Origin of the sequence: Stieleria sedimenti, from assembly GCF_025060895.1 — a bacterium.
Classification (GTDB): Bacteria; Planctomycetota; Planctomycetia; order Pirellulales; family Pirellulaceae; genus Stieleria; species Stieleria sedimenti.
In genome coordinates this window covers 1-24,109 of the sequence record NZ_JANZKV010000107.1, presented here as the reverse complement: position 1 = coordinate 24,109, position 24,109 = coordinate 1, and the positions used below count along the sequence as shown (strand labels likewise).

General features: G+C 59.5%; 21 protein-coding genes. 13 read left to right on the top strand and 8 right to left on the bottom strand.

The genetic code is table 11. The annotated features are described in order from the left end of the window. Positions 1-270: 270 nt before the first annotated feature. Together NZK35_RS15115 and NZK35_RS15110 are read left to right on the top strand one after the other, a co-directional pair. Positions 271-1,557 carry a hypothetical protein gene (locus NZK35_RS15115; RefSeq protein WP_259633372.1) on the top strand — a complete coding sequence of 429 codons (1,287 nt, stop codon included), beginning with the start codon at positions 271-273 and terminating at the stop codon, positions 1,555-1,557. Between the two features lie 45 nt (positions 1,558-1,602). Further along, positions 1,603-2,856: a DEAD/DEAH box helicase gene (locus tag NZK35_RS15110; RefSeq protein WP_259633371.1), complete on the top strand. Its 1,254-nt coding sequence runs from the start codon at positions 1,603-1,605 to the stop codon at positions 2,854-2,856. Positions 2,857-2,876: 20 nt separating this feature from the next. Here NZK35_RS15110 and NZK35_RS15105 read toward each other — a convergent pair whose 3' ends face one another. Together NZK35_RS15105 and NZK35_RS15100 are read right to left on the bottom strand one after the other, a co-directional pair. Next, the gene (locus NZK35_RS15105; protein ID WP_259633370.1) at positions 2,877-3,641 is read right to left on the bottom strand and encodes a HisA/HisF-related TIM barrel protein; all 765 of its coding nucleotides are present in this window, start codon (positions 3,639-3,641) and stop codon (positions 2,877-2,879) included. Positions 3,642-3,791: 150 nt separating this feature from the next. Next, positions 3,792-4,343 (bottom strand): DUF2617 family protein, encoded by a 552-nt coding sequence (locus tag NZK35_RS15100; protein WP_259633369.1) that lies wholly within the window; start codon positions 4,341-4,343, stop codon positions 3,792-3,794. A gap of 336 nt (positions 4,344-4,679) precedes the next feature. Between NZK35_RS15100 and NZK35_RS15095 the strand changes: the two genes are divergently transcribed. Beyond that, on the top strand, positions 4,680-5,258 hold the full coding sequence (locus NZK35_RS15095; RefSeq protein ID WP_259633368.1) for an anthranilate synthase component II: 579 nt from the start codon (positions 4,680-4,682) through the stop codon (positions 5,256-5,258). Positions 5,259-5,495: 237 nt separating this feature from the next. Continuing rightward, positions 5,496-6,263: a DUF922 domain-containing Zn-dependent protease gene (locus NZK35_RS15090; RefSeq protein WP_259633367.1), complete on the top strand. Its 768-nt coding sequence runs from the start codon at positions 5,496-5,498 to the stop codon at positions 6,261-6,263. 72 nt (positions 6,264-6,335) lie between these two features. On the opposite strand, the gene NZK35_RS15085 is transcribed toward NZK35_RS15090, so the two are convergent. After that, positions 6,336-6,800, bottom strand: coding sequence for a hypothetical protein (locus NZK35_RS15085; RefSeq protein WP_259633366.1), 465 nt, complete (start codon positions 6,798-6,800; stop codon positions 6,336-6,338). A gap of 158 nt (positions 6,801-6,958) precedes the next feature. Next, positions 6,959-7,495 carry a hypothetical protein gene (locus tag NZK35_RS15080; protein WP_259633365.1) on the bottom strand — a complete coding sequence of 179 codons (537 nt, stop codon included), beginning with the start codon at positions 7,493-7,495 and terminating at the stop codon, positions 6,959-6,961. A 298-nt stretch (positions 7,496-7,793) separates the two neighbouring features. Between NZK35_RS15080 and NZK35_RS15075 the strand changes: the two genes are divergently transcribed. Together NZK35_RS15075 and NZK35_RS15070 are read left to right on the top strand one after the other, a co-directional pair. After that, entirely contained in the window at positions 7,794-9,938 is a 2,145-nt protein-coding gene (locus NZK35_RS15075) for a cytochrome c family protein (protein WP_259633364.1), read from the top strand. Then, on the top strand, positions 9,938-11,905 hold the full coding sequence (locus NZK35_RS15070) for a hypothetical protein (protein ID WP_259633363.1): 1,968 nt from the start codon (positions 9,938-9,940) through the stop codon (positions 11,903-11,905). The genes NZK35_RS15075 and NZK35_RS15070 overlap by 1 nt, the downstream gene beginning before the upstream one ends. On the opposite strand, the gene NZK35_RS15065 is transcribed toward NZK35_RS15070, so the two are convergent. Together NZK35_RS15065 and NZK35_RS15060 are read right to left on the bottom strand one after the other, a co-directional pair. After that, positions 11,902-13,569, bottom strand: coding sequence for a glutamate ligase domain-containing protein (locus NZK35_RS15065; RefSeq protein ID WP_259633362.1), 1,668 nt, complete (start codon positions 13,567-13,569; stop codon positions 11,902-11,904). The genes NZK35_RS15070 and NZK35_RS15065 overlap by 4 nt on opposite strands. A 138-nt stretch (positions 13,570-13,707) precedes the next feature. After that, complete coding sequence (locus tag NZK35_RS15060; RefSeq protein ID WP_259633361.1) at positions 13,708-14,664, bottom strand: uracil-DNA glycosylase; 957 nt, start codon at positions 14,662-14,664, stop codon at positions 13,708-13,710. Between the two features lie 106 nt (positions 14,665-14,770). On the opposite strand from NZK35_RS15060, the gene der reads away from it, so the two are divergent. Further along, positions 14,771-16,108 (top strand): ribosome biogenesis GTPase Der, encoded by a 1,338-nt coding sequence (gene der, locus NZK35_RS15055; RefSeq protein ID WP_259633360.1) that lies wholly within the window; start codon positions 14,771-14,773, stop codon positions 16,106-16,108. Positions 16,109-16,272: 164 nt separating this feature from the next. Next, positions 16,273-17,646, top strand: coding sequence for a hypothetical protein (locus NZK35_RS15050; RefSeq protein WP_259633359.1), 1,374 nt, complete (start codon positions 16,273-16,275; stop codon positions 17,644-17,646). A gap of 176 nt (positions 17,647-17,822) precedes the next feature. Here NZK35_RS15050 and NZK35_RS15045 read toward each other — a convergent pair whose 3' ends face one another. Next, positions 17,823-18,812 carry a CPBP family intramembrane metalloprotease gene (locus NZK35_RS15045; protein ID WP_259633358.1) on the bottom strand — a complete coding sequence of 330 codons (990 nt, stop codon included), beginning with the start codon at positions 18,810-18,812 and terminating at the stop codon, positions 17,823-17,825. 7 nt (positions 18,813-18,819) lie between these two features. After that, complete coding sequence (pgsA, locus tag NZK35_RS15040; RefSeq protein WP_259633357.1) at positions 18,820-19,407, bottom strand: CDP-diacylglycerol--glycerol-3-phosphate 3-phosphatidyltransferase; 588 nt, start codon at positions 19,405-19,407, stop codon at positions 18,820-18,822. 523 nt (positions 19,408-19,930) lie between these two features. On the opposite strand from pgsA, the gene NZK35_RS15035 reads away from it, so the two are divergent. The 5 genes from NZK35_RS15035 to NZK35_RS15015 all read left to right on the top strand — a co-directional run bounded on the left by NZK35_RS15035 (position 19,931) and on the right by NZK35_RS15015 (position 24,067). Then, entirely contained in the window at positions 19,931-20,389 is a 459-nt protein-coding gene (locus NZK35_RS15035; RefSeq protein WP_259633356.1) for a 3-hydroxyacyl-ACP dehydratase FabZ family protein, read from the top strand. A 41-nt stretch (positions 20,390-20,430) separates the two neighbouring features. Next, positions 20,431-21,225, top strand: coding sequence for an enoyl-ACP reductase FabI (locus NZK35_RS15030; protein WP_259633399.1), 795 nt, complete (start codon positions 20,431-20,433; stop codon positions 21,223-21,225). A 39-nt stretch (positions 21,226-21,264) separates the two neighbouring features. Beyond that, a complete protein-coding gene (gene ilvE, locus NZK35_RS15025; protein ID WP_259633355.1) occupies positions 21,265-22,122 on the top strand; it encodes a branched-chain-amino-acid transaminase in 858 nt (285 codons plus the stop codon). A 701-nt stretch (positions 22,123-22,823) separates the two neighbouring features. Then, the gene (locus NZK35_RS15020; protein WP_259633354.1) at positions 22,824-23,222 is read left to right on the top strand and encodes a hypothetical protein; all 399 of its coding nucleotides are present in this window, start codon (positions 22,824-22,826) and stop codon (positions 23,220-23,222) included. 185 nt (positions 23,223-23,407) lie between these two features. Then, positions 23,408-24,067 (top strand): 3-keto-disaccharide hydrolase, encoded by a 660-nt coding sequence (locus NZK35_RS15015; protein WP_259633353.1) that lies wholly within the window; start codon positions 23,408-23,410, stop codon positions 24,065-24,067. The last annotated feature ends 42 nt before the right edge of the window (positions 24,068-24,109 follow it).

The window sequence follows — 24,109 nt, the reverse complement described above, 5'->3', positions numbered from 1 at the left end:
CGGTCCCATCGGTCCCATCGGTCCCATCGGTCCCATCGGTCCCATCGAGGTGTAATAGGACGAAGAGGACGAATGCGACCAATGAGACAACCTGAAACTTGAAACTTGAAAGTTGAAACTTGAAACTTGAAACTTGAAACTTGAAACCTGAAACAACAGGAACACTTGACCTGACCGCCCTCAGATTGGTACTCGACACACAGCGAACCGGTGCACCGGCCGTTCGCTGTCGTTTCTTCAACCAATCATCTGACTTTTTCAAAGATCCTTGTGACAGCGCGACCGGCCGACTTCGTTCCTGTCTTGCGACACTCCGGGCTTCCCAAAGACGCCTGGGATGCTAGCAACCGCGCTGCGCTCTGCCCCGTCGCGTTGCTTGCGATCTGCTGCCTGATCGGCTCGACAGCAGGCTGCCGCGGCCGTGCCCACGAAGACGTGTATCGCGCCAAAATGGCCAACGAGATTCGTGTGCTGGAAGACCAGCTTTATGACGCCGACTACCAGAACCGCGTGCTCCGCGACGAATTGGAGCGGTCTCGCAACGAAGACCTCGACCCGGAAGGGCGCTCCGACCGCGTTCCCCAAGAACGCATCCTGAACCAAAGTCCGCCGCACGCCTCGGACGATCAGCGCCCGACGACACCGGATGACTACGAGATCTTGGACTTGAATTCGCCGAGTATGGCCGAACCGGCTCCACCGTCCACGCCTGACCAGACCGAACCGTCGGCAAGCGAATCGCCGACGCCGGAACCGACGCCGGAGCCTGCTGCCGGGTCGGGCCTGCCGCTGCCCCCGGCGATCGAAAAAGTACCGGACCGAGACGCCCCCAAGACGCCTGATTCGCCCCTGCCGTTGGTCGACCCGCCCAAAGAAGGCCCGCCCAAAGAAGGCCTGGGCATGCCGACCGAGACGCCCCCAACTCCGAAGCCGACCGAATCGGAAGGCCCGATCCTGGAGCTTCCCCCTCCGGCCGAGCTCATTCCGCCCGGAGAGGGCGAATTGATGGACGAACAAATCATTCCCGGCCCGCCACTGCCACCCGACGACGACCCCGAATCGCCGCCGGGAAAGGTAAAGAATCCTGACGACGCCAAAACGATGGGGTTCGAACCTCCCACGACCGAACCGCTCTCGATCCCGGACCGACTGGAGTTGCACGACGGCCTGTCCGGCGGGCATCAATTTGACCAAGACGCCGACATCGACGGGCTGTTCCTGATCGTGACGGTCGTCGACGAGAAAGGCCGATCACTGTCACTGGCAAACTTCGACGTCGACGCGGATCTGACCGTCGTGGTGCTGGAACCCAACGACGACACAGACGAAGCACGGATCGGACGCTGGGATTTCACCCCCGAGCAGGTCCGCGACATGGTACGACAGGCCCCCATCGATGGGATCCACATCCCCATCGCCTGGCAGGACCGGGTGCCCGAGGGTAACGATGTGATGGTTCACATCCGGCTGGCGGCTGCCGAAGAAGAAATGCGGTGTCAGGGACGCGTTCGGCTGGAACAATCCGTCGCCTCGGCAAATTGGTTGCCCCGAGGTTGACGAGCTGTCGTAGTGGAAAACGCGCGTTGTCGCTATGCTAGCGGCATGAACGCAAATCAAATGGAAACCCTCGATCCTGCTGAAGCCAGTTTCGACGACCTGGACCTGTCCCCGGTGATGCGCCGCGCGCTCGCAAAAGCCGGCTTCGAAAAACCTTCCCCGATTCAATCGGAACTGATCCCCTTGGCCCTTCAGGGGCTCGACGTGATCGGCCAAGCCCGCACCGGGACCGGTAAAACCGCCGCGTTTTCGATCCCGATTCTTGAGCAGCTCGATTCACTCGAAGACTGCCGCGACCCGCAAGCCATCGTCGTCGTCCCCACGCGAGAGCTGGCCGATCAGGTCGGCCGCGAGGCGCAGCGATTGGCAGCCGGCGTCCACACCGAAATCGCAGTGCTGGCCGGCGGCAAAAACATCCGCACCCAACTGCGACAACTGGAAAACGGCGTGCAGATCGTCGTCGGCACTCCCGGGCGACTGCACGACCACCTGCAGCGACGGTCCCTACGCACCAAAGACGTCTGGTGCGTCGTGCTCGACGAAGCCGACCGGATGCTGGACATCGGATTTCGGCCCCAGATCGAACGCATCTTACGCAAGTGCCCACGGGATCGCCAAACCCTGCTGCTCTCGGCAACGTTGCCTCCGACGGTCCAACGACTGGCCGAATCCTACATGGTCGACCCGATCGTGATCGACTGCTGCAAAAATGAGATGTCGGTCGAAACGATCGAGCAGCACTACTTCACGGTTTCGCAAGAACGCAAGCAGGACCTGTTGGTCGAGTTGTTGAAGCGGGAGAAGCCGAAGCAGGCGATTATCTTCTGTCGCACCAAGCGCGGCACCGATCGTTTGTATCGCGCGATCAGCAAAGAACATCACTCCTGTGCCGCCATGCACGGTGACATGGCTCAGCGTGAACGCGATCGGGTTCTGCAACGCTTGCGAGATCGTGACCTGGAGATCCTGGTCGCCACCGATGTCGTCGGACGCGGCATCGACATCAGCACGATTTCACACATCATCAACTACGACGTCCCCGAAGACAGCGACGACTACGTCCACCGTGTCGGGCGGACAGGACGCATGGGCCGCGACGGCGTGGCGTTCACATTCATCGTTCCCGGCCAAGGCGATTTTCTGACCAGCATCGAACAGCGGATCAACAAACTGCTGATCCGCGACTCGATCCCCGGATTCGAAGCCCCCGAGAAACCGGCCGAACCGGAGAAGAAAGAAGCCGACCCGATGCGGAAACGGCTCAATCCGATGCACAAGAAAGTCAAGCGACGCCGCTAGCGGTGCGTCAACCGTGACGTTCACTCGGCGAACAGACTGGCGACGAGCAATTGATCGGCGCCGGCATCGAGCAAACACTGCGCATCGTCGGCACTGCGAACCCCGCCGCCGGTGACATAACGCGGCTGTGGCAATTGACGCCGAATCCGCTTGCACAACTCCAGTGTACGCTCGATCGACGTGCCCCCGACAGAGGCCAGATCCAGTCCGACCACCGTGGCGATCGCGGCCCGGCGACAGGCTTCCAACCAAGCCGTTTCCGAAGTCGACGCGGACAACCAGCGTCCGCCTTGGTAGTCAAAGCTGACGGCAACTTGGTCCCGCGGCACGCGCGACAGAGTGTCGTCCAACAACGACACGTCGTCTGCGCATTCGGTCGCCAGGATCACGACAACACGTGGGTGATTTCGAACCAGTGACTCGACCCAGTTCCAACGCTGCGAGGTGACCGCGGCACGCAACCCCAGGTCCAAGAAAACGGCCCCGCGGCGATCCGAATCATCGGCCGCTTCAGCGCGATCGACGATCGCTTCGATCAGCGACTGCTGCCAACGGCCACACCGGATGCCATCCAGATCGGCGACGTAGAGAGAACCGATGCCGACGCCGTGGTAACCGTCGATCAAACGACACACATCTCCGTCGATTCGAAGGGACGACATGTCGGCGGCTTGAAACGTCGACACGGGCCGATACAGATCCCGCTGCCCGCCGACACCGTGGACCGCGAGCCCCGCTTGCAGATCAACAACGCCGACAAATCGCGAAACAAGTGCGTTATCCAATTCAACCCCAACGTGGCGTACGCTTCCAGCTTGCGAACCGTGGCGTACGCTTCCAGCTTGCGATCCGTGGCGTACGCTTCCAGCTTGCGAACCGTGGCGTAAGCTTCCAGCTTGCGATCCGCGGCGTAAGCTTCCCCTACGCTGGCAACATCACGCGTCGGGCAATGAGAACAGCGATTCAACTTTCACGATCGCATAATCGTCGGGAAAGGTGTGAATCGCCTGAACCAACATCGAGCGTTGGCGTGTCTCAATGTTGACATAGCTGAGTGCGCCGAGCGACATCCTGCCGCTGGCGTCGAAGGTGTGCAACAGGCCTTCGGTGGGCTGCTTGGAAAGTTGCTGCTGCACCATGAAGAACATATCGGGCGCGACAGGTTCCAACTGAAAATGGGTTCGATAGCCGACTCCGGAATGGAAATCGGCCTTGTCGGTCCGACTGCCCTTGAGTGAATGGCTGATCAGGCAGCGTTTGGTCGGCAGGGGTTGGTGGGCGCTGGTCGCGACTTCACACACGGTCACCGGCGTTTTGCCGGTCGTGTTCCAGGTGATCACGTGTCCGCAATTGGTGATATTGACTTGCGCGTGATACGCACTTCGCTCAATTCGGCGGGTGCGATGCACTCGGTAAAGCTCGGGGTGGAGCGACCGGCTGAAAACGTGAAAGGCGAGTTCGGCGACTTTGGGGCGAACCGAGAGCACTGGCGGAATTCCGGGATCGACGAATGATAAGGGGGCAGAGACCGACAGCAAATCCGGGACAACGCCCCCACTTTGCTACGGTCCGATTCTGCCGACAATGGACAACAGATTACGATAACGCGCGACCCGAGGTCGCAAACCGCCGAGCGTTTCGTCTCTTTTCCGATTCGAAGTGACGAGTCAGGCTCTCGGCAAATCGCCTGATGGACGTCATTATAGATGCTCTCGCGAACAAGACAGAAGAGCGTTTATCGCTCCAAAATGAAAGATTTGCATTTTGTCCAATCGTGTTCAGATTCCCATTGACAGACAGCCCCGTTGTTACCTGGTTTCCGCATGGTCATCGTCATCGATAACTACGATTCATTCACCTACAATCTCGTGCAACGACTGGGCGAGATCGACCCGACGACGAAGCTGCGTGTCTTTCGCAATGACGAAATCTCGGTTGACGAAATGGAATCGCTGTCCCCGGATCGGATCTTGGTTTCGCCAGGCCCCTGCACGCCAAACGAAGCCGGCGTCAGCGTCGAGTGCATTCAACGCTTCGCCGGCAAGGTGCCCCTGTTGGGCGTCTGCCTCGGACATCAATCGATCGGCCAAGCGTTCGGGGCAACCATCATTCGCGCCCCGCAACTGATGCACGGCAAGACGGACGAAATTTATCACGACGACAAAGGGCTGTTCGAAGGCCTTCGCAACCCGTTCGTCGCCACGCGATACCATAGCTTGGTGATCGACCCCGAAACGATGCCCGACTGTTTGGAAGTCGCCGCCTGGACCGACACCGGGGGACAACGCCAAATCATGGGTGTCCGCCACAAGACCTTTCAACTGGAGGGATGGCAGTTTCATCCGGAAAGCTTTCTCACCCAGCCGGGGATCGAAATGCTGACTCGGTTTTTGCGCTGGTGAACCGTTTCGGCAACACTCGGGAACGACGGGTTGATGCGATGCGTGACGCGACGCGGTTGTATCCGCCGGCTGGCCGCGGCAGCGCCGCCAAAGGCGTGACATTTGAAATTGCAATTTCCCTTACAAGCCAGGACGCGCGAGCGAATGTGCCAAATCACATCCAAAGCAACGCTTCGCAACTTCCAAACTCACCGGTGCAGACGCTTGGCATGCGATACCGAAGAACCGGAGCATCCCATGCATCCGTCACCTCGTGACCCTTCATCATCGAAACTTCGGCTGGCTTGCATGGTTGGCATGTTGGTTTCGTCACTGAACTGCATTGCGCCGGCGATGGGCCAAAGCGATACGCCCGATCGGGGTGGAGACCGAGACGACGGCAGCGTTGAAATTCGACTCGCTGAACTGCCCAAGCCGACACCCGAAGTCGCCGCGTTGATTCGCAGCGGAACCGTGCGATTGATCACCGGCGGTCAGCCGACCAGCGATGCGGCATCGTTACCCGTCGGTCAACGCTTGGCCGGTGAGACACGGTTCACGTTTCGTTATCGCTACGACAGCCGCGCGCGATGGCAGATCGAAAGCCGACGAAATGCACTCAGTCAAACGATGGTGTCGATTCGTGTGCGCTTTCGCTCTATCAAATTAATTTCAACACACGATGTCTGGTTGCGTTCTCCGCCATCGGAAGATCGGTTTTGGGACGACCGTGTGGTTCGCCACGAGTTCGATCATGTCCGGATCTCCTCCGATCCGCGGATCGAAAAACACTTTCTCGATGCCGTCAAAGCACTGGAAGTCATGCGGGTACCGCTTTCTTCGGTGGCGGGACGCGGCGGCAAGATTGAAAACGCCAAAGTCCAATCGTTGATCGAAGCCGGGATGAAGCAGGCCTTGAACAACACGACCGACTACGTGCGTATCCGCTACCGTGAATTGGACCGTTTGACCCGGCACGGGATGCTGCCCCTGCCCGATGACGTCGTACTGGTCGACGAACCGTAAACACGCGGCCACGACGGTCGCATCGTCGGCGAGTGCGTTTTCAATCGAAAAGTTGACGGAGCACGAGGCGGGTTAGCGAAACTCGGGCGGCGACGGCTCACCAGGGACGATGCTCGCGTTAAGCATTTTCTCTTCCTGGAACCGTTTCAATCGCTCCTGAAATTCCTGCTCGGTTTCCTCTTCCGACTTTTTCTCGGGCCGGGGCGGTTCAGGCGTCGGGTCGCCGTCGGAGCCCCTGGATTTGACGCCACCGAGCGGTGCGACCCGCTCGCGCGCTTCGATCTCGTCACGCCCCGAGTCGCGAGGTGAAACGTCTCCGACCCGAGCACCGCCGGGATCGAACAGGCTGCCGACGCGTCCCGAATCACGCTGCGTCCGTTCCCAACTGCCACCATAGGCTGAATAGGCCTGGTCCTCGCGGTCGCAACACAGTCGGCAACCGCTGCCGGATGCCACGGCGAAGCTGAGCAGCGCTAGCCCCATCAGCGTGCGTGAAACACCACTCAGTCGCTCGTCTGGTTTGCGGTCAGCTCTCATCGTGTTGCTCTCGTTCACCACTTCACAGCGGGATAGAGTGTCAGCCCAGGTGCCGGTGTCAGTTCGACGGCCAGGGCGCATAAAAAAATGGCGTCCGCGGATGCGAACACCATTTGTATCGGTTGCGACGACGAGAGGCTTTAGGAAAGATTTGCCGGTTAGTGGCGGATTGCGTGCACCACGTCGGTAATATTCTTGCTCATCAACACGAGGGCCGATTCGATTCGAGGTGCGGTGCCGAGTCGGTCGCCGACGCCGGGCAGTGACATGACGCAAAACAGCACCAACACGAAACCACCGTAGGCTGCACCACTATTGATGCCAGAGTCATATCCGATCACGCGAGAACCTTTGGTAAAGGGGAGACGAAATGCCCAGCGCTCTTTCGGTTCGTATTCATGGATCGTGCCGACTTGCAATCGAGCCTCCCCCTGAACCGTTTCGACGAACGTTTCGGCGATGACTTGAATGCGACGCCCCTCGTAGCGGAGGTCGTAGCTTTTGCCGGACTTGATCTTTTTTGCCAGTTTTGGGTCAAGTCCTAGTGTGAAACCGCCACCGGATGTTTCACGAACGAAGACTTTGATTGACTTGCGGCCCACCTGGAGTGTTGCGGAGCTGTCTCCGACCACTTTGCATCGATACGTTTTCGCTTGCCCCTCGGTGGGCAAGGTCTTGTAGGAATACGCTGGCATCGTTCTGACAACCGTTGTGAGAGGGTCTGCCGGGATTGGACTGAGAACCAGTCCGGTCTGATTAGCTTCCGCGCCGACTGCGCGAACACTGAACGCTAGCTCGAAAAATCACGGACAACGTGACCCGGAGTGACCACGCGGAGGGTTTTTCCTCAATAAGCTGTTCTGATTAGGAATTTTGAACCAGCTATGACAGTCCGACCGGATGCAACGGTGGTATCAGGACGAATCGAAGAGTCAGGCCGGTGGCAGTCGACCGGCCCCGTTTTGATTCTTCCGAGCTCCGGACAGGCGGGCAATGCAAGCCAACACCATCGTTCTGGTGGCATCCATCACCATGATCTTGACGCTCCGCCCAGCCCCCGCGACGGCGCAGCAGTCGATCCCGCAGTCTTGGTCGCATCCGAGCGACAGAGATTCATGGCGGGAGTCATGGCAGCCCCCGCAACGCTCCACCCACCCCGCGGCCTGGAATCCAGAATCGTTTTACCAACTCCACCGCATCGCACCCGCCCCCGATCGCGGCACGCAGGCTCCGCCGTCGGTTGACCAATTGCGCAACGCGCTGCGGATCGCAGCACGAGCCCAGCCTGAAACGCCAGCGGCAAACGATCTGCTGAACGAGAGCGGTGACGATTTGCTCGGCGACGATTTGCTCGGCGACGATTTGCTCGGCGACGATTTGCTCGGCGATGATTTGCTCGGTGGTGGACTGCAAGATGATTTGCTGGACCACTCATCAGCGGATCCGTTGGCCGGTCTCGGACCGGTCTCCGACCGCGACGCCACCGCCCGGCGTGATCCCCACGACGACCTCTGGACCGAAGATTGCTACCCCTCGGCGGAATCCTGTCGTGCCTGCCACCCCGTTCAATACGAACAATGGAGGGGCAGTGGCCACGCCTACGCCACTGTCTCGCCGATGTTCAATCGGTTCGAACAAGCGATGACGGAACTCACCGAGGGCACGGTGGGCAGCTTTTGCAACCGCTGTCATTCTCCGGTCCAAACCCAACTAAAAATCCCCCGCTGGACGAGCGTGCTCGATGCACCACCGGTGGTCCGCGAAGGCGTCACCTGCATCGCCTGCCACCGCATCAACGAACACTACTGGCGCAGCAACGGGGACCGCCGAATCGTCCCCGGCAACATCCACGCCCCGGTCTACGGCGGACGCGGCGGAGCGGGCGTTCGTGAAGCGATCGCCGATGCCGATGCGTTGAAACTGAAACTTTCGCCCGAGGACACCGGCCCGGGACAAGCGATTCACTTGCAGGGTCGGTTCTTTAAACCTCTGACCAACAGCGACGTGTGTGTGTCCTGCCACCAGGTCGCTGTCCACCCGGGCATCTGGCTGGAAGTCGTTCACGCACAGTATCGAAGCGGGCCCGCTGCCAAACGCGGTGTCAGCTGCCAGGACTGTCACATGGGTGCAGTGCCCGGCAAACCACATGGCTATCAGAGCGACTTTGTGGCCCACCTGGGCAACAAGCCGTTCGGCGAAAAACGCAAACAGTCCAACCACGTGTTTTGGGGCCCAGGCCTCTCGATCGCCCACCCAGGGATCTTTCCGCACCATCCTAAAGCCAAGCAATACACGCCACGTGAGTGGCTGGCGTTCGACTATCGAGCCGGTTGGGGAACCGACGCATTCGAAAATTCGGTGACAGCAGCGATGACATTCCCCGAACCATGGGACACCGCCGACGATCGACGCGACGGACGCAAGATCATCGACGCCAACCTTGCCAAGCTCTCCGAAAAACGCGCCGGATCCATCGCAACCATGGAGGGCGGACTCAAGATCGAAGGCCCGCACTTTGAACACGAGCCGACCGCCGGACGTCGCTTGAAATTCAGCTACACGGTTTCCAACATCAGCGAAGGGCACAATCTGCCGACGGGTTCCCTGGGGGCTCAACCGCAACTTTGGCTGAACGTCGCGCTGATCGATCCCGACGGCTGTCGAGTTTGGGAAAGCGGTTATCTGGATCGACACGGCGACCTGGCCGACATGCACTCGGTCGATGTCGCGACGCACCGCGTTCGACGCGACAAAGACCTGTTCAACCTGCAAACCAAATTTCTGATCAACAACGTTCGTGGGACGGACCGCGAAGCCGCGTTGCCGCTGAATTTCTCCCTCGACCAACTGGTATTCTTACGCCCCGGTGCCGTTCCCGTTTCGGTGCTGAACCACCCGCCCTTGATCCGAATGGAAGCCCACTCGATTGCGCCGCTCGATTCACGAACGGCCCGCTACTCGATTCCCGCCGACGTGATGACGAAGAAAGGTCCGTATCGCTTGAGCGTGCGGATGCGAAACCGAACCGAACCGATTTACTTCATGCGTCAAATCGACAGCACGCCGGACATGATTCACCGCATGCTCGAAAACACGCTGGACTTGCACCCCTCGAGTCACACGTTTTGGGTGCGCTGATGAAGAAATCAAAACGATACTTGTTCGGGTTGACGCTGCTGTCGCTGTGCGCGATCGGTGCGGACCATCCTCGCCGTCTGCCGCCGGTTCATTCAACGACTGACGTGGCGGCTCTGCGGGACGCCACGCCGTTGGTGACGCCTGAGTTCGACCGCGTGCTTCGGCGTACGCTTGCGGCGCTGGACCGGCAAACGATTCAAGCACCAGCCGAACCACCCGCCGCGACGGATCCGTCCGCCGTTTCCGACGAATCTGTCGGCGAATCGACACGCCGTGCTGATGCCGCACCACGGCCACAAACGGGATCGAGACTGGACCGATTCACCGCCGCACTGAATCGATACATCACGCCGCAATTCGAGCCACAACCAGAGATCGCGATGCAGCGTCTAGCCACGACGGAGACGCAACTCCCGCCATTGCCTGCAGACTTGTTCGGCAGCGACACTGCGGTTTCCGGCACCGCTGCAACCAACGAACCACTGATCGACGCCGATCGATCTGTCGTTGAACCACCGCCGCAATCACCGACCGCGCACGCCCGAACTACGACACTGGCCGAAACGCTGGCCCAGTCTCCGCACGCAGAACCATCGCCGATCGTGCTGCACGATCCCGGCATGGATTTCTCTCCGATGCCACTCGATCCCGATGCCTGCTACCACGATTCCGGCCGCGAAGCCTGGGTCTACGATGCGAAACGCGACGTCCCGACGCAGCATCCCTGGGTCGAATGGGGGCGCGTCTGGTACGGAGATGGGATCACACCGCGGGGACGCGATCTATTCGGTCCGATGAATCTGGTTCGCCCCAAGTTTTATGCCTACGGTGACTTTCGAACGGGCATCCAAGCGGGACGCAACGCCGGCGGGCGGGCCGACAACTGGGCCAATCGCTTGAACTTGGATTTGGATTTCCAGATCACCGACACCGAACGCTTCCATGCCTTTGTCGGCCCCTTGGACAAACAGAATCGATTCACGCGTTGGGAAGTGATCGACGGTGATTTGCATTACCGCAACGAAATGAACCTGACCCCGGCGACGGCATTCTTCGAAGGCGATCTTGGCGTGATGCTCGGGGCACTGGGCAATCAATCCTCGCCGTTCGAGTTGCCGATCTCGGCCGGACTGATGCCGCTGTTGTTCCAGAACGGCATTTGGATGGAAGACGCCGTCAGCGGCATCGCGTTTGCGTTGCCGGCCAAACACAGCCGTCTGCTCAACTGGGCAAACTTTGACGTCAGCTTCTTTGCCGTGTTCGATCAACTCAACAGCCCCGCGTTTGCCGACAACAGCGACGCACAAGCGTTCGGAACCGCCTGGTTCATCGAAGCCTATGGCGGCTACATCGAGACGGGCTACGCGTACTTGAATCACCGCAACGATGATTCACTCAGCTACCACAACGCGACGTTCAGTTTTACGCGGCGGTACTTTGATCGAATCAGTAACAGCGTGCGTGTGATCGTCAATGCCGGGCAGGACCGCGTGAGGGCTGATCGAACGGCCGACGGCGGACTGTTGCTGGTTGAAAACAGTTGGATCACGGCCGCACCGTTGACCGTGGTTCCCTATGCCAACGTTTTCTACGGTTGGGACCGGCCGCAATCGGTCGCCCGCGCCGGAATCTCCGGCGGCATCTTGCGCAACACGGGAATCAACTTCGATACCGACGGACTGAACGGTTTTGCCACGCTGGACACGTCCGCCGCCGACACGGCCGGCGGTTCGATCGGCGTCGATTTGATCGGCGATGACTTGGACCGACAGCTGTTGCTTGAACTGAGCTACCTGACGCCACACGGCGACCGAGCAATCGCGCGCGGTGATCAATACGCGATCGGCGCCCGGTATCAATTCCCGATCTCCAATGCGACGCTGCTGCGGTTCGACGTGATGCACGGCTGGCGAGAAGGCGATGACGACGTGTACGGCACGCGGATGGAATACCGCTGGAAGTTCTAGCGAAACAGTTTCAGCTTGATCGGTGCACCGACGTCCGCGGCGTGATCGGCTCCCGACGCAGCTTCCTCTTCGGCGTCCTGTTTGGATCGGGCGGCATCGACCAGACGCGTCAGTCGGTCGATCTCGGTTCGGGATTCGTGCGCCGATTGAACCCGTTGGTTGGTGATCACGACGATCGTGTCACGCGCTCGCGAGGACTCGATCGCCCACTCAATGGCCTTGTCTTGATCGGCGACCAAGCGGATCGCGGCGCACTCTTTCACTCCGTCCAACAGTTGGTGGGAACGCTGCAGAAACGAACCGGATTGGTTGGGACGCGACGTGACGACGCAGTGATGTGCGAAGCGTTCGATCGCATGTCCGTAGCTGGCCAGCAGATCGTCGTCGTCGGCTTCACCGATCGCCAAGACGCACCAGACTCGACCACCAGCCCCCGCGGCCTTGGCCGTCCGCAACGCCTCGGTCACACGATCCAGCGTCCCGCCGCTTTCCAGCACCACCGTGGCGTGGCCAAAATCAACCAATCGCTGACCACGGCCGGGAATCGATCGCAGCGTCGACAAGTGCTTGGCGATCTCGTGAGGCGAATGGCCCAGCAGCGATCCCAATGCGGCGGCGGCGGCGATGTTCGACGCCATCGAAATCCCGCACAGCGGAGTTTCCATCATCGCACTGGTGTCTCCGGCGGTCAGCATCAGCGTCGCCATGCCACCGGATTGATCGATCATGATCGCACCAAACTCACTGTCGGTCGATGTGCCATAAAAGATCGGCTTGCAACGCGCCTCGTCCAACAATCGAACCGTCTTGGTGTCGTCTCCGGGGGCGATCACGATTCCCGTCGGCGTCAGTTGTTCTAACAGACATTGCAACCCACAGGGTCCAAAGTCTTCGGATAACTCGCGTTTCCCGGTCACCATCAGCACATCAAACTGCATCGAGTCGTAGTGCCCGTCGCGGGCGGCGGTTTCATCGATCTCGATGATCGCGATACGGCTGAGGCAGTCGCTCGACTCGGCAATCCACTCGATCAACTCGGAACCGTAACACAGCCGTCGTGATGATGTTTCGTTGACCACGCCGTCGCTGGACCCGAGATCACATTGGTAGGCGGTGCGAATTCCCAACGCCTTGGTCAACGTTGCCGCCAACAAACACGTCGATGTTTTGCCGCTATGACCGAGGACGCCGACGGTCAACAAGGTCCGATCCGGCTGACCGTGCTTGGCCGCAGCGATTCGGGCCAGGGCATGATCGACGCTGCCGACGATGCATTGGGGCAGCGGACACGGCAACAGTTGTTCGGTCAGAATGCCACCCGCTCCGCGAGCCAACGCCACCGAAATCAATTCGTTCGGATCGCCTTCACCGATCCGATACAGCACCACATCGCCTTGATCACAATCCGAGGCGACTTCGACAACATTCGAAACCCCAAGATCCTCGCATCCAAAAAACTTGGCCTCGGGAAACAACGCGGCCAGCATCATCGGTGTCGCCGACGAATCGTCTTCTACCGAATAACTTTCCACGGTCATCGACGTCATCGGCGGGGCCCCCATAACGGACACCTTGGACAGCGGAACCAGCTCTTTGTTGACCGAGTCATCGTCAAGGAGAGTGCGAAAAGAAACGCTTTGTCGAACGTCAAATGCGTGTCGCATGAGATGGCCTCCGTGCACATCGTGGGGTTCAGCTTTCACGAATGAGTAAGCGATCCTTTCGCTTACGTTTGGTATCCGCGATCGATGCACAGATTGTTCTCGTATTGCAAAACCGGTCAAGACGAGTTTTTTCGGCGGCTACATCAAGCCGGCGTCGCGAAGCATCAGCTGTAAATCGTCCCAGGCCGCTTTTTTCGCGGCCGGATTGCGCAAGAGATAAGAGGGGTGATAGGTCACCAACACTTTGCTATCAAAATATTGATGGAATTTTCCTCGCAACCGTCCGACGGACAGTTTGGTGCAGAGCAGTGCTTGGGCGCTGACCAACCCCAAGCACACGATGTATTCGGGACGCAAGATTTCGAACTGTGCTTGGAAGAACTCGCGACAGTTTTCGATCTCGGTCGGCTCGGGGTTCCGGTTGTTGGGCGGTCGACACTTGACCGTGTTCATGATGTAGACGTCTTCGCGGGCGAACTTGCACGCCCCGATCATCTTGGTCAGCAGTTGGCCGGCTTTGCCGACGAACGGGCGTCCGGACAGGTCTTCTTCACGACCGGGGCCTTCACCAAAGAAGACGACGCGCGGGGCCACGTTGCCTTCGCCGAAAACCGTTTTGGTTCGGCACTGGGAAAGGATTTCACAGCGCGTACATGCGGCCACCTGTTCGGAGCACTTTGCCAACTCGGCGGCGCGCGCATCAGGGGCCAACGACGGCCCTGGGTAAGGCTCGGTGGGATCGGCCGAATCGCTCTGCAGGGAGAACGCGGGAGCGGTGCCTGCGGGGCTCGGCGGGACGGCCCCGGCGGAACCTGCGACGGCGGCCGTAGCAGGCGGCGGCGCGGCGGCGGGCGGAGCCGTGGGAGGGGAAACGGCGGGCGGAGCGGATGCCAGCTCAGAGGCTGGTTCGGATCCTTGTTCGGGCGAGCCGCCGTCGGCGAACCGCAACTGTTCGGCCAAAGCGGCCGCGGAGTCGGGGTCGGCCACCGGCAACCACTGGACGCCGATCCGCTGCAGATGTTCGGCCAGCCCGGCGGCTTGAGCGAGGGTGACGGCTGGATCGAGCCCTTCGATAGTTTGATTTTCTTGCGGCATGGCACCATAGATAACACACGGCCTACTTGTTTTGCACCATGGCGTTTAACATAGCAGGCTTGTTTCCCGTCCCGTTCCGCGCCACGCCTGTCCGACAGTCTTTTCCATGCCCGTCCCCCAAGTTGCGATTGTTGGCCGTCCGAACGTCGGCAAAAGCAGTCTTTTTAATTGGCTCGCCCGCCGCCGTCTGGCGATTGTTGACGACTACGAAGGCGTCACGCGAGATCGCATGACGACCCTGATCGAAACAGAGGACCAATTTTTTGAGCTGACCGACACCGGGGGGTTGGGTATCGAAGATCCGGACGATTTGACCGCGGACGTTCGCCGCCAGATCGAATTTGCGATCAACTCCGCAGACGTCATCCTGTTGGTGGTCGATGTTCAGACCGGGCTGATGCCGCTGGACCAGTTGGTCGTCGAGCGGCTTCGAGCGGTGGAGCGTCCGGTGATTCTGGTCGCCAACAAATCCGACCAGCGTCACCATGACATCCACGCCGAAGAGTTTCACCGACTCGGCCGTGGGCATTTGATCACGGTCAGCACGACCCAAAATCGAAACCGCGAAGAGCTGCTGGAACTGATCCGCGACCGGCTTCCGCCCTCGGACGAAACGGCCAGCGTGGCGACCATGAAACTGGCGATCGTCGGCCGCCGCAACGTCGGCAAAAGCACCTTCGTCAACACGTTGGCCGAAACCGATCGGATGATCGTCAGCGAAGTGCCCGGCACGACCCGCGACAGCGTGGATGTGCACTTCGAAGTCGATGGCCAAACCTTCATCGCGATCGACACGCCGGGTTTGCGCAAACGAAAGAGCCAGCGCACCGACCTGGAATACTATGGCATGCACCGGGCCCAACGCAGCATCCGCCGCGCCGACGTCGTGCTGATGTTCTTTGACGCCAATGAAACGGTCAGCAAAGTGGACAAGCAATTGATCGGTTACGTCATCGAAAACTACAAACCGTGCATCTTTGTGATCAACAAATGGGACCTGTTGCACGACACGATTCCGACCGAGCGGTGGGTTCGTTATCTGCGCCGTCAATTTCCGACGCTCTCGTACGCGCCGATCGCATTCATCACCGGCCAGACCGGCAAGAACGTCAAAGCGCTGATGAACCATTCGTCGATGCTGTTCAAACAAGCCCGCGAGCGGGTTTCGACCGGACAGTTGAACCGTTTGCTGCGGAGCGCGATCGAGGCCCACCAACCGCCGCTGCATCAGAACCGACGGCCTAAAATCTATTACGCCACACAGGTCGCGACCGAACCGCCGACGATCGTCGTGATGTGTAATGACCCCAAGGCGTTCTCCAACGATTACCAACGCTACCTGATGAACGTGATGCGCGATCATCTAAAATTTGGCGAAGTGCCGATCAAGATGTACTTGCAAAAGCGAGCGCGGAACGATGAAGAGGACGCGATCAATCGTTAGGTGGTGGGAGAGGCTTCCAGCCTGTCAATGCAGCAGTAACCAGCCTGGGCCGCTGAAATGGGGTCAGTCCATGTGTTTCTTGAGGTTTTAGCGGCAGGGCGCGAGCCCTCCGGTTCTTCCTCTTTGCCAAAACACCGGAGGGCTCTCTAACGATCACAAAGTCGATGAAACGGAACGCCCCAGCAGTTCGATGGATCCTGTTCGCCTTGACCGGCTTCACCCTGGCCGCCGTCTCGGGCCGTCTTTCCGTGCACACGGTCAACGACACGCCCAGCTACGTCAATTATCCGCTGAACTCATTGACCGATGCGCTGCTTTCGATTCGCACGCCGGCCTACCCGATCGCTTTGTCCATCATCGACGCGACCGTCGGACTGTCCTGGGTTCCGCTGCTGCACGTACTGCTGCACGCGACCGCGTCGTGGATCCTGGCCGAAGCCTTGATTGGCCGTGGGATGCCGCTGCGCTCGGCAGCCGCGGCGGCCGGTTGCGTGTTGGTCGGATGCACGGCGGCCGACCACATCAACACCGTCAGCACCGATGCCCCGGCGGCGTCGCTGGGTGTGATCACCGCCGCGTTATTGATCAACGCCAGTGGCACACGATCGACGCCCCAAGCGATCGCGTGTGCAGTTGCCGCGGTTTTAACCATCTTTGTAAGACCGGCCTATCTGTTCCTGATTCCGTGGATTGCGGTGGCCGGTTGGCTGTTGTCCCATCGCCGCGAAGCCCACAACGCTGCTGAAACGATGGAGACAACGCTCCCACCGTCACGACGACTGGGATTCAAACTCGCCCTCTCGGTCGCGGTGGTCGTCGTGGGCTGGATGTGTTTTCGGAAACTGGTGGTGTCCGATTTCGGCATCGCCCCGTTCGGTCACCAGAACCTCTCCGCGATCCTGGTTCAAACGGTTTCGCCACAGACGTTGAGGGATCTGCCCGGCGAGTCGGGCGAGCTGGGACGAGCGGTCGCCGACGAACTGAAGAGAAAGGGATTTCAATTGCCCGGCCCAACCGGCGGCTCGCTACCGACGTTGACGATCGAGGAGCAATGGGGACAGATCAACTATGGCGTCGTTTGGCCGCTCGCCCGCGACCCGTTCGCGCAGCGAGATGCTGTCGGTCTGGTCGCACCGCAAGTCGCCGTTCACCGACGAATCGGTGATTTCAATCGAGCGATCCTCTCGCGGTCCCCCGGCGGCTACTTGCGATGGTTGTTGTTAGCGGTGCGTCGCGGCGTATGGGGCACCGCGGCGAACCTCGCGATGCATCCGATCTTTCTGCCGATGATCTTGTTGGGATTGCTGGGGCTGTTGATCAAAGCGACCAAGCAACCGACGCTCGGCCCGATCGTTTTCCCCAGTGGCTGGAATGCGTTTGCGGTCGTCGCAATCTCGTACGTGATCTTCAACGTCGGCTTTGTGATTCTGTCGAGTCCGCCATTGGGACGCTTTGCCGACGCCGCCGCGATCTTTTTGCCAGGATTGATCGCCAGCGTGATTGCTGCGAATCTGCCAAAATCAAACGCCGACCATTGAGAGTTGCACACGCCGCAAGACATCAAGTCAATCTACTGGCAGTATTGGTGTCTACCCACTTGGAGTCACCCTCCCTGGCAGGGAGGGTCGAGCGCAGCGAGGGGAGGGGCGAGTGGTTGTGACGGAGTGATTTCGAACCACAACACCAACGCCTGGCAGGAGTGGCGAGTGAAGCGTTACAACCCCGCGTTGACGCGGCAAAACTCCATGCACAGCGTCGCCGCATTGAGCAGCATGTGAACGACGATGGCTGGAACCAACCGGCCGGTTCGCTGGTACAAAAACCCCAATCCGACCGAAAGGAAAAACAGCGGAATCGGCGCGGCCCCTTGGCCCCAATGCATCGCCGCGAACAGCAAACTGGTGACGTAGATCGGCCAGGCCGTGGAAGGTTTCCAAAACGACATGGCGTCGGAATCAGGCGGCGGGTCGGCGATCTGTTGCAACCCGCCTTGCAGCAGCAGCCGGAATTGAAACTCTTCGACGATCGGGGTCAAACACGCCGCTGAAACAAGCAGGGCGAGAAACGTCCGCGTCCCGCTCTCTTCGGCCAGCAAGTTGGTCACCGTGTGTTCGTATTGAACCAGATTGGAAACCAGCAGATTCAACAACAACACGGGAGCGAGGATCCAAACGGTCGCAAACAGCCCGCGGCGGACGTCGTCTCGATTGGGAACCAAGCTCAAGTGCGCCAGCGTCGCCCCTTGCGTCAATCGCAAGAAGAGCAAGGTGAGCACGAAGGCGACGAGGTTGGCGATGAAGTGGATCCGAACCTGGCTGCGAAGCTTCGCGGCGCGATCACTCGGGTCTTTGGTCGAAGCCTCCTCAGCCGAAGCCTCCTCCGGCGTGGCGTCGACCGCCTGCTCGACCACTTCGGCGGCGGTTGGCGTTTCGTCTGTCTCCTGTTGCGGCGTCGGCAGCGATTGCTGCAAGGACGCCCCCACCAGGATCATCATGCCGAACATCAACAGGAAATCAAAAACCGTCCAGCGCGGCCGGGGCTGGGGGAGTCGGGTGATCAAGTCAGGCGAAACGTCTCCGCAGAGATTTCGTTGGCCCCGTCCACGCCACCACTGGATCCAGAGCACGCCGCCGGCAACGAGAAGCGCGAGCACGGTCAGCGAGATGGCGATGAAGCCGATTTCAAAGAGGTTCACGCGCTGCATGGAGCGTTCATTCCGGTTCGTCTGGTTCGTCCTGCATCAGCCTTGCCGCGGCCAGCGTGTAATCGTAACCCGAGTACACGGTCAGCAGGATCGATCCCCAGACCAATCCCAGCGTGGTGAAAGACAGCCAGGACGGAGCCGTTTCGTATTGCAGAAAGATCAGCGAAGCGACGACGGCGGCGCACTGCAGCACCATTTTCCATTTGCCCAGCCAGCTGGCCGAGAAATCTTTGCCGCTGCCCTCGACCATGCCGCGTAAACTGGTCACCAGCAACTCGCGACCGACGACCAGCGTGGCCATCCACGAGGCGACGGGTGAGTTGGCCACCCCGACCAGGGCGATGAACGAGCCGCAGATGATGATTTTGTCGACAAACGGATCAAAGATCCGGCCGAATTTGGTGACCTGGCCGTACTTGCGTGCCCAATAGCCGTCCATCCAATCGGTCGACGCGGCGACCAAAAAGACGACCGTCGCGGCCAGGAAATAGCCCGCCGGAATCAGCGCCATCACGGCGATTGCCATTGCGAACCGAATGCTGGTCAACGCGTTGGGCACGTTGTAGATCGAACGCTTCCCGATCGAACGGAGCATTTCGGGAGGCGATTCGGGAGGCACGGACTGCGGTGACGGCGGCAAGGGCACTGCTTTTTGGGAATGATTCAGACGCGTCGGGGCTGCACAACGGACTGTCGACATGATGATCGTCTCCGGCCAACGAGGAAAGGGGCACGCGGCGTTTTCGCCCGGATCAGCCTTCAGAGCCCTCCCGCGTGATGAAGCTGCGCGGGTCTCCCCGTCGCTGGCATTTCCCCTGTTGCCCTTTCCACGCCTCGTTTTGGGGTGAGGGGACTCGCGGGCGGATTGTCGATTTATCGGAATCTGAGAAGTCAAGGGTGAGCCGCTGGCCCTCAGGCCTCGGGCAACACGAGATTGCCCGGCCGCTCACGCGTCGCGGCTCACTCAATCCAATCGCAGGAGGGATCACGCCGTTTCGCGATTTCCCCTATCGACAGCCCCCTGCCTCCTGATTTGGACACTGCATGCGCCCCGCAGCCGGGCTTTCCGATCTGCTTGCCGTCTTGGCGCTGCGCCGATCAACACTTCAATTACGCTCATGAGTATCGAAGCAATCGAACAGGCGATCCCCCACCGCCCGCCAATGCGTCTGATTGACGAAATCTGCGAGCAGAGCGAGACTTCCATTGTCTGCAAAAAGTGGTTTTCGGCGGATGAATTTTTCGTCCAGGGCCACTTTCCGGGGCAACCGATCGTCCCCGGCGTGATCCAGTGCGAATGCTGTTTGCAGGCCGGCGCGGTGTTGCTGCATCAACAGATGGACAGCGCGCCGGGCAGCGTGCCAGTGGCGACCCGCATGGACAGCGTCAAATTCAAACGCATGATCCGCCCCGGCGACACCGTCGAAATACACGTGACGCTGAACGATCAGCTCAGCAATGCCTACTATTTGACCGGCAAGATGCTGCTCGATGGAAAAATGGCGATGCGGCTCGATTTTGCCGTCAGCGTCAGCGGCCCCGAGCCGCCGGCGACGAGCGAGGAGACGCAGCGGTGAGCGACCAAGACAACCAACCGGCCGTGGTGGATTTTTTGCAGATGTCCGGAAAGACCTACCTGGTCCTGGGCGTCGCCAACAAGAAAAGCGTGGCCTACGCGATCGCGCGGATCATCGAACAAGCCGGTGGAAACGTGATTTACGCCGTCCGCAGCCAATCCCGCAAGGAAAGTACCGCGAAACTGCTGCGTGACCGTGACGTGCGGATTTGCGACGTCGAACACCAAGATCAGATCGACGCCTTGGCGAACCAGCTGGGCGACGAAGGTGTCACGCTGGCGGGAATGGTGCACTCGATCGCGTTTGCCGATTATCCCGACGGCATTCGGCCGTTTCACGAAACGACGCGACAACAATTCTTGCAGGCGGTGGACATCTCCGCCTACTCCCTGATCAACCTCTCCAACGCCTTGAAAGATCGCTTTGCCCCCGACGCGTCGGTCGTCACAATCGGGATCAGCACCACCCGCATGGCCAGTGAGAGCTATGGATTCATGGCGCCGATCAAAGCGGCATTGGAATCGTCGCTGGCGTTTCTGACCAAGTCGTTCAGCCGGTTCAGTCGAGTCCGTTTCAACGCCGTGGCCGCCGGATTGCTCAAGACCAGTGCCTCGGCCGGCATTCCCGGTTACGTCGATTCTTACCTCTACGCCGAACAGGTCATCCCCCGCAAGGAGGCGGTGAAAACGGAAGAAGTTGCCCAGACGGCAGCATTTCTGTTGTCCTCGCGAAGTAGTGGGATCACGGCCCAATCAGTGGTTGTCGACGCTGGAATGTCGATCAACTATTTTGACGCTTCCGTCGTCGGTGCCGTGACCGATTCCCAACTCGGCTGATTTCGTTCCTCCCTATCGCGTCCCCTGTTTTCAATCGACATGTCCCGACAGATCTATATCAACGGCCAATTCCATGCCCCGGAAGACGCGAAAATCAGCGTCTACGACCACGGCCTGCTCTACGGCGACGGCGTCTTTGAAGGCATGCGGATCTACGGCAAGAAGGTGTTTCGCTTGGCCGAGCACCTCAAACGGCTCGATGAATCGGCCTGTGCGATCAATTTGCAGCTTCCCATCTCCTTGGAACAGCTCGCCGCCGACACCAACGAAACGGTTGCCAAGAACGAGATTGTCGACGGCTACATCCGCTTGATCGTCACTCGCGGCGTCGGTCCGCTGGGGCTCGATCCGTTCAAATGTTCCGATCCGCAAGTCATCATCATCGCCGACTCCATCACGCTGTACCCCGAGTCGTACTACGAAAATGGTTTGGAACTGGTCACCGCGTCGACGATTCGAAACCATCCGGCGGCGCTCAGCCCGCGGATCAAGTCGCTCAACTACCTGAACAATATTCTGGCCAAGATGGAGGGGCTCAAAGCCGGTTGCATCGAAGCGCTGATGCTCAACCATAAAGGCGAAGTGGCCGAGTGCACCGGCGACAATTTGTTCGTGATCAAAAACGGTCGACTGAACACACCGCCGATCGAAGCCGGCATCCTGGAAGGCGTCACCCGCAATGCCGTATTGGAACTGGCGCGCGAAGCGGGCATCGAAACCACCGAACTGCCGATGACGCGGCACGACATCTACGTCGCCGACGAGTGCTTCTTGACCGGCAGCGCGGCCGAAGTGATTCCCGCCGTGACGCTCGACGGACGACAGATCGGCGATGGCAAGGTCGGCCCGATCACCCAGCAGCTGAACAAGGCCTTTCGCGAACTCGTGCGGCGGTAAGCCGCCTCGCCGAGACCGTTGCCCCGATGCCATCTACTTTGGCGCCAAGCGGGGTGTTGTTTGTTAGCGGTAGGGCGCGAGCCCTCCGGTCTTTCAATGTGTTTTTGAAGCGCAACCGGACGGCTCGCGGGCTGTCGATTGAATGGAATTGGTCGAGGCAATGGTGAGCCGCTGGCCGTAAGGCCTCGGGCGGGCGCCTGGATGCCCGGCCGATTACGCGTCCCGGCTCACTAAACCGACAGCCCGCTCGCGCCGTTCCGCTAACCCTTCGGCGTCAAAGCAGGACGCATTGCCCGTTTCCCCTCAACCGCCGGGCTGTAATCAATTCGAGCACCCTGAACAGTCGATCCATGCTTGTGCAGCAGCAACTGACTCGGAGTGCGTGGGGCAGGCCGGGTCAAAACACTGCCAGCAGCAAGTCGAGCGACCTGGGTTTTCTCGAAGTGCCAACCCGAGTGGCTGGCGCCTTGGGGCAGAAAGCCCGGGTCGTCTCGCACGCGCTGAACCCGCTGCAGAGCCAGCTGAAACGGCAAATCCGCTCGAAAACCCTCTAAAAACGCCGTGCCCGATTTGACTTTTCGGTCGATTTGAGCGTTAATTAGGTCAATCGGTTGATCAAAACCGATGCCCCACCCACCTAAGCCCCCTATCTTGGGCATGCCTCCGCGTGCGAGGCATCGATTCTTCCTCGGAGACAATGCATGAAACGGTTCGCAATTCTATTTGGTTGTCTCGCTCTTCTGGCCAGCCCCGCGTTGGCGACGAGCGAATTCAGCAAACAATGGAAAAACAAATACTTGAGCGGCGATGACGTCGACGAGGACTTCGTCAAAACAGCCCGTAAACACGGCTGCTACATCTGCCACGTCAACAAAGAAGACAAGAAAAAGGTCCGCAACGAGTACGGCAAGGCCATCCACGAGTTCCTGAAAGCCGAAGACTTCCCCAAAGACTGGGTCAAAGAAAACCCCGAAGAAGCTCAGAAGAAGATCTACGCCGGGCTTGAAAAAGCCGGTGAGAAGAAGAGCAAAGACGGAAAGACCTTTGCCGAAAAGATCAAGAACGGCGAAGTCCCCGCGACCGATTCTGGCAAAGAATAGTCGTCGTTCTGATTGCCGACGTGACAAACCAAACGCTTGCAGCACCCCGGTGCCGCAAGCGTTTTTTTTCGAGCAAGTCGTCCATTTCACAACCAGCGATGAATCCATGTCGTCGCCACGTTCGCGACAGTGTGGACGGCCCACAAACCCCACTCCTTCCCCACCCCACAATCGAGTCTTCAACGATGCGTTCTTTCTCTTGTTCATTCGCCGTCGCATTGGCATGCTTCTTCATCGCCAACACCGCTCCCGCGGAAACCCCCTCCTCGGAAGACGGATTCGTCAAGATCTTTGATGGGGAGTCGATGGAGGGCTGGAAGCTGGCGGAAGAAAACCCCAATGCCTGGCAGGTCGAAGAAGGACGGCTCGTTTGTCGTGGCGAGCGCTGCCACGCGTTCTACGTCGGTCCGCTGGCTCCGATGAAGGATTTTCATTTCAAGGCCGAAGTCATGACGACGCCGGGTAGCAATGCCGGAATCTATTTCCACACCAAGTACCAACCGACCGGCTGGCCGAAACATGGTTATGAATGCCAAGTCAACGTCTCGCACAAAGACCCCAAGAAGACGAGCAGCTTGTACGCAGTGGAAAACGTGTCGGCCGCAGACCTCGCCGCCAACGGGATCAAAGACAACCAGTGGTACACTCAAGAAATCATCGTGACCGGTCGCCGGATCCAATTGATCGTCAACGGGAAAACGATGGTCGACTACACCGAACCGGAAGACAAAAAGGCGTTCGACAAAAACTTTGAGCGCCGTTTGGGTGAAGGCACGATCGCGCTGCAAGCCCACGACCCCAAAAGTGTTTGCTACTTCCGCAATCTGCGCGTCAAACCGCTGTAGCCGCTGGTGGCCTACCCCGAACGGGGTCAAAGCCCAATACCG